Source organism: Salinimicrobium oceani, from assembly GCF_012037645.1.
Window position 1 is genome coordinate 262461 of the sequence record NZ_JAAVJR010000001.1, and the last position, 19108, is coordinate 281568.

General features: G+C 42.3%; 17 protein-coding genes. 8 read left to right on the top strand and 9 right to left on the bottom strand.

Going from position 1 to position 19108, the window contains the following annotated elements:
- Positions 1–56: 56 nt before the first annotated feature.
- Positions 57–1949: a phosphoglycerate dehydrogenase gene (gene serA / locus HC175_RS01200; protein WP_168136692.1), complete on the bottom strand. Its 1893-nt coding sequence runs from the start codon at positions 1947–1949 to the stop codon at positions 57–59.
- Positions 1950–2245: 296 nt separating this feature from the next.
- Between serA and HC175_RS01205 the strand changes: the two genes are divergently transcribed.
- Positions 2246–3553 carry a rhodanese-like domain-containing protein gene (locus HC175_RS01205; RefSeq protein ID WP_168136693.1) on the top strand — a complete coding sequence of 436 codons (1308 nt, stop codon included), beginning with the start codon at positions 2246–2248 and terminating at the stop codon, positions 3551–3553.
- Between the two features lie 107 nt (positions 3554–3660).
- Here the strand turns inward: HC175_RS01205 and HC175_RS01210 are convergent, their stop codons facing one another.
- Positions 3661–5130 (bottom strand): SLC13 family permease, encoded by a 1470-nt coding sequence (locus tag HC175_RS01210; RefSeq protein ID WP_168136694.1) that lies wholly within the window; start codon positions 5128–5130, stop codon positions 3661–3663.
- Between the two features lie 266 nt (positions 5131–5396).
- Between HC175_RS01210 and HC175_RS01215 the strand changes: the two genes are divergently transcribed.
- The 4 genes from HC175_RS01215 (at position 5397) to HC175_RS01230 (ending at position 9373) form a co-directional block, all read left to right on the top strand.
- Positions 5397–5831 carry an RrF2 family transcriptional regulator gene (locus HC175_RS01215; RefSeq protein WP_168136695.1) on the top strand — a complete coding sequence of 145 codons (435 nt, stop codon included), beginning with the start codon at positions 5397–5399 and terminating at the stop codon, positions 5829–5831.
- Between the two features lie 17 nt (positions 5832–5848).
- On the top strand, positions 5849–6796 hold the full coding sequence (nadA, locus tag HC175_RS01220; protein WP_168136696.1) for a quinolinate synthase NadA: 948 nt from the start codon (positions 5849–5851) through the stop codon (positions 6794–6796).
- 2 nt (positions 6797–6798) lie between these two features.
- Complete coding sequence (gene nadB / locus HC175_RS01225) at positions 6799–8328, top strand: L-aspartate oxidase (protein WP_168136697.1); 1530 nt, start codon at positions 6799–6801, stop codon at positions 8326–8328.
- A gap of 304 nt (positions 8329–8632) precedes the next feature.
- Positions 8633–9373, top strand: coding sequence for a PepSY domain-containing protein (locus HC175_RS01230; protein ID WP_168136698.1), 741 nt, complete (start codon positions 8633–8635; stop codon positions 9371–9373).
- An 80-nt stretch (positions 9374–9453) separates the two neighbouring features.
- Here the strand turns inward: HC175_RS01230 and HC175_RS01235 are convergent, their stop codons facing one another.
- From HC175_RS01235 to trhA, 3 genes are read right to left on the bottom strand one after another with little or no spacing between them, the layout of a single operon-like run.
- The gene (locus HC175_RS01235; protein WP_235942491.1) at positions 9454–9735 is read right to left on the bottom strand and encodes a DUF202 domain-containing protein; all 282 of its coding nucleotides are present in this window, start codon (positions 9733–9735) and stop codon (positions 9454–9456) included.
- Positions 9722–10102 carry a rhodanese-like domain-containing protein gene (locus tag HC175_RS01240; protein WP_168136699.1) on the bottom strand — a complete coding sequence of 127 codons (381 nt, stop codon included), beginning with the start codon at positions 10100–10102 and terminating at the stop codon, positions 9722–9724. Before HC175_RS01240 ends, HC175_RS01235 begins: the two co-directional genes overlap by 14 nt.
- Positions 10103–10148: 46 nt before the next feature.
- Positions 10149–10799, bottom strand: a complete 651-nt coding sequence (trhA, locus tag HC175_RS01245; protein ID WP_168136700.1) for a PAQR family membrane homeostasis protein TrhA — start codon at positions 10797–10799, stop codon at positions 10149–10151.
- An 862-nt stretch (positions 10800–11661) separates the two neighbouring features.
- Between trhA and HC175_RS01250 the strand changes: the two genes are divergently transcribed.
- Both HC175_RS01250 and HC175_RS01255 read left to right on the top strand, forming a co-directional pair.
- Positions 11662–12048 (top strand): hypothetical protein, encoded by a 387-nt coding sequence (locus tag HC175_RS01250; protein WP_168136701.1) that lies wholly within the window; start codon positions 11662–11664, stop codon positions 12046–12048.
- A 10-nt stretch (positions 12049–12058) separates the two neighbouring features.
- Positions 12059–13486, top strand: a complete 1428-nt coding sequence (locus HC175_RS01255) for a PQQ-dependent sugar dehydrogenase (RefSeq protein WP_209309893.1) — start codon at positions 12059–12061, stop codon at positions 13484–13486.
- Positions 13487–13663: 177 nt separating this feature from the next.
- Here HC175_RS01255 and HC175_RS01260 read toward each other — a convergent pair whose 3' ends face one another.
- The 4 genes from HC175_RS01260 to HC175_RS01275 all read right to left on the bottom strand — a co-directional run bounded on the left by HC175_RS01260 (position 13664) and on the right by HC175_RS01275 (position 17636).
- The gene (locus HC175_RS01260; RefSeq protein ID WP_168136702.1) at positions 13664–14035 is read right to left on the bottom strand and encodes an SPW repeat domain-containing protein; all 372 of its coding nucleotides are present in this window, start codon (positions 14033–14035) and stop codon (positions 13664–13666) included.
- 145 nt (positions 14036–14180) lie between these two features.
- Positions 14181–15362, bottom strand: coding sequence for a glycoside hydrolase family protein (locus HC175_RS01265; protein ID WP_168136703.1), 1182 nt, complete (start codon positions 15360–15362; stop codon positions 14181–14183).
- Positions 15334–16494, bottom strand: coding sequence for a UDP-galactopyranose mutase (glf, locus tag HC175_RS01270; RefSeq protein WP_168136704.1), 1161 nt, complete (start codon positions 16492–16494; stop codon positions 15334–15336). Before glf ends, HC175_RS01265 begins: the two co-directional genes overlap by 29 nt.
- Positions 16491–17636 carry a glycosyltransferase gene (locus HC175_RS01275; RefSeq protein WP_235942492.1) on the bottom strand — a complete coding sequence of 382 codons (1146 nt, stop codon included), beginning with the start codon at positions 17634–17636 and terminating at the stop codon, positions 16491–16493. The genes glf and HC175_RS01275 overlap by 4 nt, the downstream gene beginning before the upstream one ends.
- A gap of 448 nt (positions 17637–18084) precedes the next feature.
- Here HC175_RS01275 and HC175_RS01280 point away from each other — a divergent pair, with 448 nt between their 5' ends.
- On the top strand, positions 18085–19098 hold the full coding sequence (locus HC175_RS01280; protein WP_168136705.1) for a chemotaxis protein CheB: 1014 nt from the start codon (positions 18085–18087) through the stop codon (positions 19096–19098).
- Positions 19099–19108 lie beyond the last annotated feature (10 nt).

The window sequence follows — 19108 nt, forward strand, 5'->3', positions numbered from 1 at the left end:
ATTGAACACCCTCTAACATTTATTTTGCCAGAGTAGCTTATAAAAGTCTAGAGGATTTAGTAAAGCACTCTGAATCTTATAGTGCCCTCAATGCCTTTCATTTGCTCGATCACCTCCTCGTTATATGCCTTATTAATATCGGTGATCACATAACCTATGGTCTCATTAGTCTTGAGGTACTGCCCTACGATGTTGCAATCGTGCTGTGACAACACATTGTTGATATGTGCTATTATCCCGGGACGGTTGTGGTGGATATGAATAAGGCGGTGTGCGTTCTCCAAAATTGGCAACTGGAGGTTTGGGAAATTCACACTGTTTGTGGTACTCCCGGTGTTGATGTACTCGATGATCTTACCAGGCACGAAATTTCCTATGTTCACTTGTGCTTCTTCGGTACTTCCTCCAATATGGGGCGTTAAAATGACATTTTTGACACCTCTTAATTCAGACTGGAATTCCTCAGCATTCGTTTTTGGCTCCTGCGGAAAAACGTCCACTCCGGCTCCACGAATCTTTCCGCTTTCCAAATGTGCTCTCAGGGCTTTAAGATCTACCACATGGCCCCGGCTCAAATTAAGAAAAACCGCTCCATCCTTCATGAGCTGCAGTTCCTTCTCCCCAATCAGATCTTTATTTTCCTTACGACCATCTACATGAAGTGTCACCACATCAGATAATTGGAGTAGCTCTTCCAGGCTTTTACACTTGGTTGCATTTCCAAGAGCCAGTTTTTCCATGAGATCATAGTAGTACACATCAAATCCAATAGCTTCAGCAACTACAGAAAGTTGAGCGCCTATGTTTCCATAGCCAATGATCCCTAATTTCTTACCGCGGATCTCCCTGCTTCCCGCAGCCGATTTGTTCCAGGTACCGGCGTGCATTTCGGCAATCCTGTCTGGCAAGCCACGCATAAGAAAAATGATCTCTCCTATGGCCAGCTCCACCACAGACCTGGTATTGCTGAAAGGCGCATTGAAAACCGCAATTCCTTTTCTTAGACATTCGTCCAGGTCTATCTGGTTAGTTCCTATACAAAAAGCGCTAACTGCTATAAGTCTGTTGGCATTTTCCAGCACTTTTTTAGTTACCTGTGTCTTGGAACGTATTCCCAGGACAGAAACATCCTTTACCTTTTCTGCCAGTTCTTCCTCATCCAGTGCACCAGAGATGGTAGAGACATTATATCCTTCATTTTTCATGATCTTCACGGCGTCTTCATGGACATTTTCCAGCAGCAAAACCTTAATTCGGTTTTTGGGATATGAAATAGCTTTATTCATTTTGTGCAGGTATAGAAATTCATCAAGGCTCGGGGTAATATGGTCGGCTTTTTCAAGCACATTCCCACGCTCCACATTTTCTGTGAACGCATAAAATTTGTTCGCCAGGCCTGCCGCTTTGATCTCATAGTCTGTATACCCATCTCCAATGACATACACATCGCCTTGCAGGTCAAGGCTTTTAAGCATTTCCACTTTCCCGTTGTTGGAGGAAAGCACGTTCTCTGTGTCAAAAGCGGTTAGACTGCCATTTTCATCGGGCCGAAAGGTGTTGGCAAAGACATTCTCTTCCTTTATTCCGAACTCCTTTACAATAGGAACTATAAATTCTTTAAACCCGTTAGAGATAATATAGATGTTTTCATGATTTTCCTCAAAAAACTCGCGGTTGCGAATAAAGCTTGTTGAGACCTTGCTTTTTAGTCGATTCACCAGGTGCGGCAAATGTTTTTCTTCAGCATTGAGAAGGGCAAGTCGCTGCTCCAGGGATTCTCTAAAGGAGAGGTCTCCGGCCATTCCGCTGTTGGTTAGTTCTACCAGTTTTTGAAGCCGCTCCTCTTTTTCCTTGTGACCTTCAAGGGAGATCTCCCCTAAAATATCGAGCGCTTCTACCTGGGTGAAAGTGCTGTCAAAATCAATGACGAAATGCCTGTTGTTCTTCATGCTGAAATACTTGAAATCTACCCAAAACTAAGCTTTTTCCTAAACACGCGGAAGGTTTGAATGCAAAGACTACAAGATTTTCGGCATCCTGAAACAATGCTTCTAAAAATTAGTTTTTTCGGAAATATTTCAGCGGAAATCACTGCTCCCTCACAAGATTCGCAAGATGCCCTGGAATCAAAGAGAAGATTTAGGAATTTCTTAAGCTTCTGCCTGCTTCAGAAAAAACTGAATATCGCTATCTTCGGAAAAATCTGTTCAAAAAGCTCTTTTTGAAGCCTAAATTCAAGACACGAATGACAACATTTAAGGAAGTAACTACTCAGGAACTTATAGAAAAACAAAGTAAAGGCGCAGTGGTCATTGATGTTCGACCCGTAGATGCTTATAACGGCTGGAAGATCAAAAATGAACACAGGGGCGGACATATAAAAGGCGCCAGATCCTTACCTGCCAAGTGGGCAGGTTATATGGATTGGATAGAGGTGGTGCGACATAAAAAGATCGAAGCTTCGCAAGAGCTTATCATCTATGGATACAACAGGGACGAAGCTTCAAAAGTGGCAGCAAGTTTTGAAAAAGCTGGCTATTCAAAAATAGCAGTTTACAACCATTTTCTGGATGAGTGGACAAGCGATGATACGTTGCCAATGAGTTATCTTCCAAAATACAGGCAACTGGTTTCGGCGCATTGGCTTAAAGAGCTTATAGACGGAGGAAAGCCTGCAGAATATGACAATGATAAATTTGTGGTAGTACATTCCCATTACCGCAATCGTGATGCTTATTTAACTGGACATATTCCCGGTGCGATCGATATGGATACCAATGCACTTGAATCACCCGAAACCTGGAATCGTCGCAGCCCCGATGAATTGAAAAAGGCGTTGGAGGAACATGGAATTACTGCCGATACCACTGTTGTGCTTTACGGAAAATTTATGTTTCCAGACAATGATGATGAATTTCCAGGTAGTGCCGCTGGAGATATAGGTGCAATTAGAAATGCATTTATCATGATGTATGCAGGAGTAAAGGATGTACGCGTATTAAACGGCGGCTTCCAATCCTGGGAAGATGCTGGCTTTGAAACTAGCACTGAAGATGTCAAAAAACAGCCGGTACAAGATTTCGGGGTAAAGATCCCCGCCCATCCCGAACTTGCTGTTGATGTCCCGGAGGCAAAACAAATGATCGCTGCTCAAGATGCCGAGCTGGTTTGTGTTCGCAGTTATCCCGAATATATTGGAGAGGTTAGTGGATACAATTACATCGAAGCCAAGGGGAGAATTCCGGGAGCCATTTTTGCCGACTGTGGCAGTGACGCTTATCATATGGAGAACTACAGGAATGTAGACCATACGACCCGAGAATTTCATGAGATTATTGAAAATTGGGAACAAAACAATATTACACCAAACAAGCACCTGGCCTTCTACTGTGGTACAGGCTGGAGAGGTAGCGAAGCCTGGTTCAATGCATGGCTTCTTGGCTGGCCCCATGTTTCTGTCTATGATGGCGGGTGGTTCGAATGGAGTAATGATCCCTCTAACCCATTTGAAACCGGAGTCCCCGAAGCAGGTTCTTTAACCAGGAACCAATAGAAGTTGCTTCAGAAGCAGCAGATCTTTTAAGGCCAGAATTATAAAATTCCAGATCTCCCCTGTAAACACTAGGATTGCGAAAGCATGATAAGTAATTTCAGAAGGGATCAGAAGAATTGGTGCGGCAGAGTATCAACCTGGATCTCCCATAAGACTGGGAGTAAAAAATAGATCACCAACGTTATGATCAGGATAGAAAAAACATTCATCCAGATCCCGGTACGCACCATATCTTTTATTTCAAGATGGCCAGATCCAAAGACTACGGCATTTGGCGGGGTTGCAACCGGCAGCATAAAGGCACAAGAGGCAGCCAATGTTGCCGCGACCAGCAGGAAATAAGGATGTATGTTCATTGCTATGGCCATAGGAGCCAGGATTGGTAGTAGCATAGCTGTAGTCGCCAGATTGGAAGTTACTTCTGTCAGGAAATTGACTGCAGCCACGAGTATGAACACCATTAAAATTAAAGGCAGGTGCTCAAGAGCTGTGAGCTGTTCTCCTATCCACACTGCCAGGGCGCTTTCCTCAAATCCTTTTGCGAGCGCCATTCCGCCACCAAAAAGTATAATTATTCCCCAGGGAATCTTCACAGTATCCTCCCACACCAGCAGTCGGTTGCCATTTTTTCCTGAAGGTATTAGAAAGAGAAGGATTCCGGCAGTAACAGCAATAATGGTATCATCCAGGAACGGTAATATAGGCTGCAGCAAAAAGGAGCGGGTGATCCACGCTAAAGCTGTTAAAATAAAAACTGCAAGCACTCTTTTTTCCTGTTTACTGGTCTTTCCTAAGGATAGCAGCAACTTTTGAATTTCGGCTTTACCTCCGGGAAGTACCGTGTTACGAAGATCAAACGCAAACGTGGTGAGGTATTTCCAACAAACCACAAGTAAGAAAATAGAAATAGGCAGGCCTATTTTAAGCCATTGTAAAAAACTGATCTCAATTTGATAGAGCTTTTGAACCATTCCAGCCAGCACGAGATTGGGTGGAGTTCCAATAAGGGTTGCAATTCCTCCAATTGAAGCACTGTAAGCAATACCCAGCATAAGGGCCTTTCCAAAAATGGCATTTTCATTCCTCCTTGTTTCCGGGTCATCCTGTAACTGACTAATAATGGCGGCGCCAATGGGTAACATCATTACCGAAGTAGCCGTATTGGAAATCCACATGGAAAGAAAAGCAGTGGCGACCATAAACCCCAGCACGATCAATTTGAGATCTGTACCTATTAAATTAATAATGTTCAAAGCAATACGGCGATGCAAATTCCATTTCTCTATAGCTATGGCGAGTAAGAAGCCACCCAGGTAAAGGAATACAAACTTATCTCCATAGGATGCTGTGGTAGCGCCAATAGACAGAGCCCCAGTAAGCGGAAAAAGTACAATGGGCAATAATGCAGTTATTGCAATTGGCACTGCCTCTGTTACCCACCACAGGGCCATCCATAAGGTGATGCCCAGAACATGCCATGCCTGGACAGTCATGGAAGGAGGATGATCTATTGCCTGAAACCCAATAAAGATGACGGGACCAAGAAAACCTGCTATCGTTTTAAGAGAAAGATGCATAAGGCTCGGTTAAGGCTGATTGATCACTTTTCATCTACTTAAGGTTTTTCCAAATCATCTGTATCAGCCACTATGAATTTTGAATAGAACAATTACAGACAAAATCTTGATTATTCAAAATACCGCCAATTTTTCGGTTCCGGATTTCCCGCACTTCAGGAAATTTCAGAATTAAAAGTGCTGAAAAATGCTTCAGATACTGACAGAGGTCATATAATTGAGACGAGCCTGTCCTTAATTTTGAACCTGGATAAAATAAAGGAACTATGTTTTCAAAAGCCTGTGAATATGCGATAAGGGCTACTATTTTTATTGCATCTGAATCAGAAAACGGACGACGAGCCAGTCTCAAGGATATCTCCCGGGAAATAGATTCTCCTGAAGCCTTTACAGCAAAAACACTGCAAAAGCTCTCCCGTAGTGGGATCGTCATCTCTACAAAGGGAGCTCACGGCGGCTTTCAAATAAGGAAGGAAGAAATGGACAGCATAAAGATCTCCCAGATCGTGATTGCCATAGATGGAGATAAGGTCTACACGCGTTGTAGCCTTGGGCTGCACAATTGTTCCGAAGAACATCCCTGCCCCTTTCATTCCCGCTTTAAGCCGGTGAGAAATGAGTTAAAGGAGATCGTGGAAAATACGAGCCTGAAAGATCTTACCTCGGGACTTATATCGGGAGAGACTTTTTTAAAGATTTAAATTTTCAGTAAATATTTATGCTTGCACCTGCCCTAGAAAGGACTATCCTCCAACAGAAAATCAATAGCTTAAAAAAGGAAAAAAATGCAGTTATCCTGGCGCACTATTACCAGGAACCAGCTATTCAGGAGGTTGCCGATTTTATTGGTGATTCCCTGGAGCTCTCCAAAAAAGCAGCAGAGAGCACTGCAGATATTATCGTATTTGCTGGTGTGCATTTCATGGCCGAAACAGCAAAGATCCTTAACCCTTCAAAAAAGGTAATCTTGCCCGATATGCAAGCAGGCTGTTCCCTTGCCGAAAGTTGCCCTCCCGAAGCATTTAAAAAACTGAAAGCACAGTACCCAGATCATGTAGTGGTGACCTATATCAATTGCTCTGCCGAGATCAAGGCAATGAGCGACCTGGTCTGTACCTCATCAAATGCCGAAAAGATCATCAATTCCATACCTGCCGAAAAGCAGATCATTTTTGCACCAGATAAAAATCTTGGGAAATACCTTATTCAGAAAACCGGAAGACAGATGCTGCTTTGGGACGGGTCATGCATAGTTCATGAAGCTTTTTCCCTTGACAAGCTGTTGCAGCTATTCAGGGAGCACCCAAAGGCCAGGATCATTGCGCATCCCGAATCTGAGCCACAGGTTCTAAAAGTGGCAAATTACATAGGCTCTACTTCGGGGATGCTTGACCATGTAAAAAACAGCGACCACAATATTTTTATCGTGGCAACAGAAGCCGGGATACTGCATCAAATGCAAAAGGAAGTGCCATGGAAAACCCTCATCCCTGCCCCTGCCAAAGAAGATAATACCTGCGCTTGTAGTGAATGTGCCTTTATGAAATTGAATACTCTCCAGAAGCTATACACTTGTCTGGAAAAAGAAGCTCCGGAAATCTCATTTTCAGAAGGTATCATGGAGCAGGCCTTGGTTCCAATTCAACGTATGCTCCAACTATCATAGCTATGAAAACAGATGTTCTAATTATTGGTTCGGGGGTAGCGGGGTTAAGCTTTGCCATCAAGGTAGCCGAGGCACGGCCAGAGGTGGCGGTAACGATTATCACCAAGGAAGCTAAGGAAGTTTCAAATACTGCACATGCCCAGGGAGGCATTGCAGTGGTGCTTGACAGAATAGCGGACAGTTTTGATCTTCACGTCAAGGATACCCTTACAGCAGGAGGCGGACTCAACGATAGGGAAGTCGTGAAAATGGTGATCTCACAGGCTCCCGACAGGCTGCTGGAACTGGTGGAATGGGGAACTTCCTTTGATTCTGGAAAAAACGGGAAGTATGATCTTGCACTGGAGGGAGGCCACTCCCGGCCACGTATTGTGCATCATCGCGATCTTACAGGAAAAGAGATTCAGCAGAAGCTTATCATGAGGGCGAAAGCCTGTCAAAATATTCAGTTCTATGATCATTTTTTTGTAACAGATCTTATGCTTTCAGAAACAGGGAAGCATTGTATAGGGATCACAGCATTGAACAAAAGAACAGCACAGGAAACGAGCATTTCTTCAAAAGTCACCTTCCTGGCCAGTGGCGGGTGCGGGATGGTCTTTAAAAATACCACAAATCCAGCTGTAGCTACTGGAGATGGCGTTGCTATGGCATGGCGGGCAGGCGCAAGCATAAAACAGATGAATTTCATTCAATTTCATCCCACCGCAGTTTACGAAGAAGGTAAAAATCCTCTTTTTCTTATTTCTGAAGCGGTACGTGGCTTTGGAGCATATGTGGTGAACCAGAAAGGCAATCGTTTTCTTTACAAGAGTGACATGCGGGGAGAACTTGCAACTCGCGATGTAGTTTCTGAAGCCATTGTTAAAGAACTAAAATCTTCTGGTGAAAAATGTGCGTACCTGGATTGTCGCCATCTCGACCTGGAGAAATTCGGGCAGGAGTTTCCCACCATTATTTCCTATTGCAGTGAAATTGGGATTAACCTGGCGACAGATCGTATTCCAATTGTGCCGGCAGCCCACTACCAGTGCGGCGGAATTGAAGTTGATAATTTTGCTCGCACTTCCATTAAAAACCTGTATGCATCTGGAGAATGTGCATTTACCGGACTTCATGGATCCAATCGATTAGCCTCAAATTCCCTCCTGGAAGCCCTGGTCTTTTCCCACCAGGCTTCAAAAATGGTAGCAAGACAGCTGGATCTGATCCCTGCGCCTGTTGCTCCCAGGCAGAAAATACTGCTGAACCATGAAGACGAAGCAGATGATGACATCATTGCAAGCCTTAGCATTCGGCTGAATGAGATCATGGATTACGACCTGTTATATACGGCTTCAAAAAGGGAAAAAAAAGAAGCCTTAGAACAAATACAGTACCTGCAGGATGTGGTTGAGAACTATCCTCCATTCAACTCTGGCACCGTGTCCTTCTATGAATTCCGAAACAGGGTACAAACGGCGATGCTCATTCTAAAAGACAGCATAGCCTATAGTCTTCCAAAAAAGGGATTTTCTGAAGAGATTTTTTAAGCCCTTCAGGAGCTGTGAAAGTACTTCCTGCAGAATTTCAAAGACTCTTAATTGAAATTCACTTCAAAAATTATTGCAGCGCTTAACCTCCAAAAAGGTGATTTTTCAGCTATATTCTTTTCAGCTTTTCATTAATTACTAATGAAGGAATTAAAAAATTCGAACATCATTAAAGTTAAAAATCTGGCGCAGGTCCTGAGGATCATAGCTTTCAAAAAAGGAAAAAATAGGGATGAATTTTTATTGAAACACAGCAGCAGCAGCTGCAGAATTTATATACTTGCAACTTTAAAAGTTTAGAAACATGCCTTTTGTAAAACGCAAAACCGCCTCCAAGATAAGGAAGGCGCATCGTTATCTCGGGATCTTCCTGGGTCTGCAATTTTTGATGTGGACCATTAGCGGACTGTACTTTAGCTGGACCGATATTGATGAGATCCACGGCGATCATTTTCGAAAAGCTCATGTTCATCCCTCCTCCTTTTCCGATCTTTTAGGTATTTCTGAAGTTGCACCGGGAAAAGAGATCACTTCCCTGCAGCTCAGGGACATTGCAGGAGAACCTTTTTACTGGGTAAATGATGAAATTTTAGTACACGCCCGAAGTGGAGAGAAAAAAGATGAGATCTCTCAGGAAGAAGCTATTAAAATTGCCGGCAGGTACATGAAAGATAGCCTGAAGATCTCACAAGTGGAAAAGATCGAAGTCACCGGGGCTCATCATGAGTATCGGGGGAATCGTCTTCCGGCATATGTGATCTCCTATTCTAAGCCCGAGCACCTCAAAGCCTATGTTTCTGCAGTTGATGGCTCTTTCAGGAGTGTCAGGTTCCGGGACTGGCGTTGGTTCGATTTCCTGTGGATGACACACACTATGGATTATGAAACCAGGGACAATTTCAATACTACTGTACTTCGGCTTTTTTCCCTTTTAGGCCTCATTACCGTTTTGAGCGGCTTTCTTCTCTGGTTTATATCCTCACCAAGTATGATGAAACTATTTGGGAGGAAAGGAAAACTGAAAAAAAGAGGCAGGTTAGGCTGATTTTAAGCTGAAGTACTACATTCATCAAAAATTTGGGGAATTACTCCAGATCCTTGTTCTTCGCATCAAAACCCAGGAATTCAGGAATGGTATTTTCTGATATGTTTTCGAACATACAGGAACCGTACTAAGCCAATGATAAAAATGAAGGGTGCAAGTACAAGAAGGAAGACGCCCAGGTCGAACATCTCTTCCAGAGCTTCTACTTTAAGAATGGCTACTCCAGAACTTAAAATGACGATAAAGGTCCTGAGATAGGCTAAAAATGTACGTTCATTGGCCATTCGCGTCCTGTCAATAGCGAGCCAGTCTCTGGTGATCAAGGTTTCACCGGCCTCAGGATATTGTTTACTTCTTTTCAAATGCTTTCCAGGCTAAATAACCACCTTTTAGATCTATGATCGACTGAAATCCATGATCCAGTAACAGTGCTGCAGCTTTTGCACTTCTGTTCCCACTTCGGCAATAGAGATAAACGGGCTGGGACTTGTCGAAATCCTGCATCTGTAACAAAAAAGAATCGGCCATAAAATCGACATTTTTGGCACCTTTAATATGTCCATCATTAAATTCATTGGGGGTTCTCACGTCCACCAGCTGAACTTTTTCTATTTGAATTTCCTTTTTGTAAACCGCAGGAGCTAGCACCTTAAAAGCATCATTCTGCTGTGCGAAGGTGGAATAACCAAAAAGAAAAAGGACTAATAAAAGGCACCAGAATTTTTTCATACCATTAAAGATACAGAATTCTCTTGTGATGTAGCAAAAAGATGTGCTACGGCACCACATGATTATAGATCGCCATGAAATGACAGTAACTGCCGGCAAGTACAAAAAGATGAAAAATGGCGTGATTAAATTTGATCTTGCTAATGCTGTAAACCAGGGCTCCCAGCGTATAAGCCAAGCCGCCACTAAACAACCACCATAAGCCAGGAGAAGACAAATTTTCCTGTAAGGGTTCAATAGCAAAGATGATGACCCAGCCCATCCCCACGTACAGTAAAGTAGAAACGATCTTAAAGCGGCCAGTAAAAAAGAGCTTGATGATGGTACCTAAAATTGCTATCCCCCAAACTACTCCAAAAATGATCCAACCTGTAGGACCATTTAAAGTGACTACTGCAAATGGAGTGTAAGAACCAGCAATAAGAATAAAAATGGCAATATGATCAAAGATCTCGAGAGCATATCGTTTTCTAAGGTCTCTAGTACTGTGATATAAGGTTGAAGCCAGATACAGCAGCACGAGAGAAAGTCCAAAAGCAAGAAAGCTCAAAAATAGACCTAAATCATTCAGAGCGAGGGCCCTGAGAAGGAGAAAAAAAGATCCCACTATACTTAGAACAAGCCCAAGCGCATGTGAGATGATATTCAGATTTTCTTCTCCAGGAGAATAATATCTGATCTTAAGTGGCTTTTTCATCGCAAGGAAATAATAGTTTAAAATTACACCATGCTCCTGCCAAGTCCAAAATAAAGTATAAGTACTTGTAAGAATTCCCAGCGCAGCATTAGCTCTGCGGATTTACGGTATCGATGAAAGGTAAGTTTATCGGGTGAAAGGCATAATTTTTCCATAAAAAGCTTGGTAGTCTGCAAAATTCGATTAATTTAGCCCTCTCAGTATCACCTACTTGTACTATATGGACCTACTAATTGCACTTATTGCCATAGAAATTATAGCCTCAAAATTTCTCGTTTCCTATATTTCTGCATATCGTCCCGAAGGCGAATACGAAGAAAAGAACCCTCTTTTACGATTTGTGCTGAAAAACCTACGAACCCGCCCTGATGAGTGGATTTCTTTTTTCTTTACAAGTCTCTTCGTCAGTATCACGGTCTTGTTGCTTAATTCCTTTTACAAAGCAGCTCCTTTCCAATTTTTATTTGTTTTTACTGGTTTCTTTACAACCATTCTAAATTTGGGTGCAGCACACAGTACGTATTTTAGAAAAAATAATTTCATTACCCGAAAATTATTGAGATAAACAGATCCTTCTCCTTTAGCTGAATCATTTAATCATTTAAATTCCAGAATTGACCACTGCTGCCACAGTAGTTGCCAGGAAGTAATGACGGAGAATTCCGTTTAGACAAAAATCTGAGCGGGATATCATACAAAAAAGCAAATTATTTCTTAATAATTTAATGATTTTACATACCTTTATGATAATCTTGTTATAGATTTTACCCCAACCCTATCTTTTTCTTTCCTTAGTTACGACGATTGCTCCGTTCTTTTTGCGGTATAATTAGATCTTTAACTTATAAAAACAATCTGAAAAATGGACAGAAAAACTTTTATTCAAAAGACCACTGCAGGGATTCTTCTCGGCATTCCTGCTATTTCGATCCTGGGATGTTCTGGTTCTGATGACGGAGATTCAAATCCTAATCCTAATCCGCCGCCCACAGCAGTTAATTGTCTTGAAAATGGCACTTTAAGTTCAGTTGCAAGTAGTGCAGGCCATTCGCATAGCCTTACCATTTCCAAGGAAGATGTAGCTGCAGGTGTTGAAAAGACCTATGACCTTAGTCTCGTAAGTGGTCATGTGCACCAGGTCACGATATCTGCCGCTCAATTCTCTACCTTGAAGGCCAATAATTCAGTTTCGGCTACTTCAACTTCAGACAGTGGACATACCCATAGTATTTCCGTGAGTTGTGCTTAAATACGACGATATGAAAACGGAAAATGACCCTTCAAGATCTTTGACCTTGCCGAGCTACGCTTCAGCAGGAAAGATAAAGAGTATTCCAAGCAAAATTTCGTTTATATGGATCTTGCTTATGGCTCTGGGGATTAGTTCATGTAACTCAGACGATGACACCTCTAAGCCTCCTGTGGGAGAAATGGCACTTGACCTTGTTCTTTTTGCTGAAGGTTTTGTTTCCCCGGTAGGACTTATGGAGAGCCCCGATGAGAGTGGCCGATTGTTCGTTATTGACCAGGTTGGAAAAATATGGGTCCTGGACGACGCTGGAAATAAGGAGACTACCCCATTCCTGGACATTACCGATAAAATGACCCCACTGAATCCAAATTATGACGAACGCGGATTGTTAGGTCTGGCTTTTCACCCGGGATACCAAAATAATGGACGGTTTTTTGTCTACTATACCGCTCCTCCAAATGCAGGAGGGCCCGAAGAGGGGGAAACCTGGAACAATATAAGCCGCATTTCTGAATTTGCTGTTTCTGCAAATAATCCTGCCCTGGCCGATGCAGGTTCCGAAAAGATCATCCTGGAGGTAGATCAACCACAGGGAAACCATGAAGGAGGAACCATAGCTTTTGGCCCAGATGGTTATCTCTATATCTCCATTGGAGATGGTGGTGCTGCAAATGACGTCGCAGCCGGTCATGTAGAAGACTGGTATGACGTCAATGCAGGCGGTAATGGGCAAGATATTGAATCAAACCTCCTGGGAGATATCCTGAGAATTGATGTAAATGGCAGTCCGCCCTATGCCATCCCATCAGATAATCCATTTATAGATCACCCGGGATTGGATGAAATCTATGCTTACGGTTTTCGAAATCCCTTTAGATTCTCTTTTGACATGGGGGGATCAAACGTGTTATTGGCTGGAGATGCAGGACAAAACCTTTTTGAGGAAATAAATCTGGTAGAAAAAGGTGGGAATTATGGATGGAATGTCAAGGAAGGTACCGTCTGTTTCGACGCCTCAAATAATGAGAATATCCTGGAACAGTGTCCCGAGGAGGATGTTTATGGTAATGAATTGATGGATCCTGTCATTGTTATGAATAATTTTTCCAATCCCGCCGGGGGAAACACCATAACCATTATAGGGGGTTACGTTTACAGAGGAACAGATATTCCTGAACTCGCCGGGAAGTACATTTTTGGCTCCTTTTCTCAAGACTTTGAACCCAAAGGACAACTCTTTCAGGCCATTCCTGCAGCCGGTGCAATGTGGAGCTTTAACGACCTTGAACCCAAAAGTTATAGTGGCAATTTAGGTCACTATGTAAAAGGCCTGGGGCAGGATCTTAATGGCGAAATTTATGTTGCGGCTTCAACAAATATTGGCCCGAGCGGAAATACAGGGAAAATTTTAAAACTCGCTTTGGTCGAAGAATGATGGGTTAGAAATTCGCCTTCTAACCAAAAGTGATTTGTATACTACAAAAGGAAAATGCTGAAGTATATTTCGAATAGTATAAAAAGGCATGCCTGAAAGCATGCCTTTTTGTGCATTTTTGAAGCCTTTCCTCCTCTCCACCTTGTAAATTCTGCTTTAGCAGGAAGCTGGTTAATGCTAATGTCCTGCCTGGTGTTGTGGATTTGCATCGTAGGATGGTTCTCTTCTTGTCATAAGACTTGCCCCGACCTCCAGAAGTCCCAATATGACAAAAGGCCAGAAAGTCTCATCAGCAAAACCAAATAGCCAGGGAGAGATGATCAATAAAGCTCCGCCTAAAAGATCCATCATAAGATGGGTCTTCATAGCCAGGATCTTGAAAAGTCCCAGTTCGTAATCTGTGATCAAACTGTAAATAATTACCCCCGCGCCTAGTACAATGAGAATGGTACTGGCTGCACCTTCCGGAATCTTGAACAGGAGTGGAAAAAACATGAGGGTCGCTCCCATAATGTAGTCCAGATAACCGTGGATCTTTGTGCTTATCATATCATATTTTTTTAAAATTAGTAATATTAATTTAGGGAGATTTCCAGACAAAATAATTGTGCTAGTCACTGTTTAACAGGGATTTACACCGTCCTGCCAAGAACTTCTAAATTTTTAATCTATTGTATTTCCGAAATGATCAACATTAATCTTTTAAGATCATGTTGGAACTGCTGTTATAAAGCATAACATTTCCCGCCAAACGATCTTCAGTTGCCTTTATGCAGTCTTTCAATGTTTGGATGTAAGCAAGATCAGGAATCCTGTTTTTGTGCTCATCCAGATCAAATATTCCGCTGTTGTGATAATAGTTCAGGTTATCCCAATCGGGGCGGTCAATTACAGGATAGATGCAAATGCCCTGGAGATCTACACCTGCATCAATGGCTGCAAGGCATTCCTGAGTGATCTCCTGGATCCATTGGGCTCTTCCAGAACCAAAATGCCCGGTTTCAGAAAGGATCACCGGCTTTTCAAGGCGCGAATAAGCAGTGTGCAGTAACTGGTTCAATGGCAGGAGCTTTTCCTTTTCCAGTGGCCAGGAAAGTGTCCTGCCTTCATGATCCCATTGATTGCTGTGATAATAATTGAAACCCACTACATCAAAGAGCTCACCATTACCTCCCAGCTCCTCGCACATGTTTCCGGCAATCATATCTACCGCCTGGAACTGATGTGAATTCAGCTCGGCCAAAGCTGTTTCAGTGATCTCGCTGCTTCCTTTGTGGATCCAGATTAGAGGCTCTACGACGTAAATAACAGCGTGAGGCACAAGATTCCGAAGTATTTTCATTCCTTCAATTGCGGCCTTACAGAGATGATATTTTATATCGAAACCTGAATTTACTGCAAAAGGCACCGTTCCTCTTACATCTCCCGAATGCCAGGAGAGAAAACTTATTTCATTGACTGGCACAACATGTAACCTGTCTTTCGCGTATTTTTTATGGAACTGGGCAAAGGCTGTACAGAGAGATTTAAACCTTTCTAAAAAGAGTGGATGGGTGGGGAAAATAGCATCGGGATATCCAAAATGACAAAGATCCCACACCACCTCAATTCCCATGTTTTCTGCTATTCTCAACCTGTTTCGTACTTCAGAGAAATCAAAGACTCCCGGAGATTTTTCTACTGAACTCCAGCAGATCCCTTCCCGAACAACCTTGATATCAAGCTCAATTAAGAGCCTGTAATCTTGCTCCACCCTAAGGTCGTGCTGATTTTCCCGAAGCAGGTTTACTCTAAAACCCGATCGATTAATATGATCTGCACATTCAAAACCTCCCATAAAGAAGGAGTTATACCTTTTTCGCAATCTTTTTTCCATATTTCTTGCTTCTCTTTTTCACATTGTTTGCTTCCAAAACATGAAATAAATCCAGCGCATTTTTAAAGGCCTCGTCCATATTAAAGTATTTGTAATTTGCCAGCCTGCCAACAAAATATATATCCTCTAACTGTTCAGCTTCTGCTTTATACTTTTCATAAATTTCTCGATTCCTCGCATTGGGTACAGGGTAATAAGGTTCCCCTTCATCTGTAGTATACTCTCTTACAATAGTTGTTTTTTCTGAAGGCTGATTTCCAAAATGTTTATATTCAATGATCCGGGTGAAATTGACATCTGTCCCCGGATAATTTACCACTGAATTCTCCTGAAAGAATTCCTTATTAACGGTCTCGGTGACGAAATTGATGGAACGGTATTCCAGCTTTTCCATAAGACTGTGCTTGAATTCAAAAAACCGATCTATAGGTCCCGTGTAAAATAATTTGGAATATCCCGAAACCTCATCCTTAACATCAAAATAGTCGGTATTGAGCAGTACTTTAATTCTTGGGCTCGACAACATGCTTTCAAACATCTTTGTGTAACCTCCAAGGGGTAAGGCCTGATAGGTATCTGTAAAATAACGATCATCAAAATTTTTGCGCACCGGGATCCGTTCTAAAACCGAAGCGTCCAGTTCTTCAGGATATTTATCCCATTGCTTTTTCGTATAATGCCGAAACATCTTTTCGTAGAGCACACTGCCTACTTTATTGAGTACTGCTTCTTCTCCGTTAGTGGCGTTTTCAAAGGGAATCCTGTTCTTCTCAAGCCAGTCTGCCATCTCCTTTTCTGTAGAAATCTGCAAACCGAATATTCTGTTGACCGTCGTGATATTGACGGGGATAGGGACCAGCTGGCCATCAACTTTGGCTATAACTTTATGCTCCCATTTATACCATTTCGAAAATCTCTGTACATACTGCCACACCTCTTGGTGATTCGTGTGAAATAAGTGTGCCCCATATTTTGAAACAAGAATGTTGTTGTCATCAACATAATCATAACAATTACCTGCTATATGATTCCTCTTTTCAAGGATGACCACTCTTTTTCCTATTGCAGCGTAACGTTCTGCCAGTACTGCACCCGATATTCCTGCTCCTATGATCAATATATCTGCTTTCATGCTCCAACTTTTCTTTTTATGATCTTTTCCATTTTCATTGCCGTTTGATCCCAGGAAGTACTATCAAGAATCTCCTTATACTTCTCCCCGGTCTTAAGCTCCTTTGCATCTAAGAACTTGTCAATAGCAGTTGAGAACTCTTCAGGTCCATTTACTATAGATATACAGTCCCTATAATCTCTTTCCACGTCCTTTATTGCCGTAGAAATTATGGGTTTCCCTGCTGCCATGTATTCAAGTGTCTTGGTAGGACTAATAAATTTTGTCGCATCATTAAGTGCAAAGGGCATCATAGCAATATTAAAGGCAGCAATGTATGCCGGGAGGTCTTTATAATTTTTCATTCCGAGGTAATGGATGTTCTTTTCTCTTGGCAGGTCCTGCTCCTCTATTTTTGCCAGAGGTCCAATCATCACAAAATTTACATTAGGTCGTAGTTGGGCTACATCATGGAGAAGTTCCAGGTTGATTCTCTCATCAATAACCCCAAAATATCCAACAATAGGTTTCTTGATGGGTTCTATGTCGGCCGGCAAGGTCAAATCCTGTTCAACGGACTCAAAATGTTCTCGTTCTACAGAACTTGGAAAGCAAAACACCTGCTGATGGTGCTCTTTCTTTGCTTCATATAAAGATTTCCCTCCCGTAAAAACAAAATCGGCTTCAGAGAGCAGGAACTTTTCCTGCCTTACCAGTTGCGGATTTGCTCCTCGGAAAAGAGATAGTTCGTCCATACAATCATAGATCACCCGCTCGAATTCGAAATCCCCAAGCAACTCGCTGAAAGCTGCTGAATAGAACCACCCAATGGGAAAATGTCTCCTGGAAAGAAATTGTTTTAAAATATCTGCAATGCCGGCAATCTCTGAGCATCTTGGCTTTAGGACGTGAAGCTGCGTATTGATGACCTCCAGGTCGAAAGTGTTTCTCTCCTCTTCATGGAATGCAATAGGTTCTTCTATAAAAAGGACCTTAAATGATTTCGAAAGTCTACTAATAAGGTGCTGCGGGCGCTGGTAAACAAAACCCCACCTCAAATGCGAGAATACCAGCATCTCATAAGATCCTTCTGAATTCGCTGATATTTCCTGCTTCATCAACTGCCTGGAATTCTTTCCAGAGATCGTCCTTTTCTTCTCCATAATGCTCTTTTTAGGGTGTATTTGTCTGCCCCTGAAAAAACGGGTTTCCAGGATAAAATTTTTGAAAAAATGTAAAATGGATCTAAGAAGCAGGGGGCGGCTTTGCTCTAATTCCTTTATCTAAATGTAGACGGTTACCTACCTCTCCCAAAGGTATTTAAGAAAGAATTACCGCTTATTTTCATCATAATTAACAGCAGGAAAAATGGATTGAATTGATAAGAAAGGAATACTACTTCTATTAAATATATTTTATTATTCCCTTCACATTTCACTCCAGAAATATTTGAGGATCTGAGTTCCAAAAGGGAACTTTTCTTATTTGAACATTAGCAAAATTTTAATGCTTTCTGAAAAGAGGAATACATATTTAAGCTATAACTTGAAGATCGATGATGGAAACAGATTTTCCACCAGATGTTTAAAATTTGAAAGCAGCCATTAGTAAATGAGAAACCTCATAGTCATAGGAGCCTCGGCCGGAGGAATTCCTGCCATTAATACCGTGATCAATGAACTACCTTCCGAGCTTGACGCAGCGGTCCTTGTTGTTATGCATGTCTCCCAAAAATCAAACAGTACTACTATCGCAGCGGGTTTCCAACGGCATACTGCTCTTGTTTGCTCTGTAGCGAAAGATGGAGCTCTGCTAAAAAAAGGACATTTATTTGTTGCTCCTCCAGGGCAACATTTACTGGTAAAAAATGACCGACTCAAATTAACGAATGGGCCACATGAAAATAAATACAGACCTTCAATTGACGTATTATTCCGATCTGCTGCAGTAAACTATGGACATAGAACTATAGGCATTATTCTTACCGGTCTTTTTGAAGATGGCACTTCGGGTATGCACGCCATAAAGAGCAGTGGTGGAATCTGTATAGTTCAGGACCCTGTAGAAGCGCAGTTTTCTGATATGCCCCTCAGTGTTTTAAATAAGATCAAGGTGGACTATCTGGCTCGCTTAAGTAAGATTCCCGAGATCATAACTGAAATAATAAACCTTCCGCTTCCTCCGGCAAAGCCCATTCCAAGGGAATTGCAGATCGAAGCCGAAATAACAGAGAAAATGATGTCGGATTTAGATGATATGAAAAAGATAGGCGAGCATAGTGATTTCGTCTGTCCAGATTGTGGAGGCGGACTCTGGGCCTTAAAAAATGACCCGGTGCACCGCTACCGATGCCATACGGGACACGTTTTTACTGAAAAACTACTGCATGACCTGCAGGATCAAAAGATCGAAGAGTCTATTTGGGTTTCCCTGAGAATGTTGGAAGAAAAGGAAAATTTACTCCTGCTCATGACTAAGCGGAATAACGGGAACGGCCAATCAGAAGTTTCCGGATTTAAGGATGACCGCCTGTCAAATATCCAAAAGCACATTGCCAGCTTAAAAGCGCTGCTCAAGGTACTCAATCAGGATCTCCACAACCCCCCTCCTAAAATGGATCAATAGAGAGAGAAGC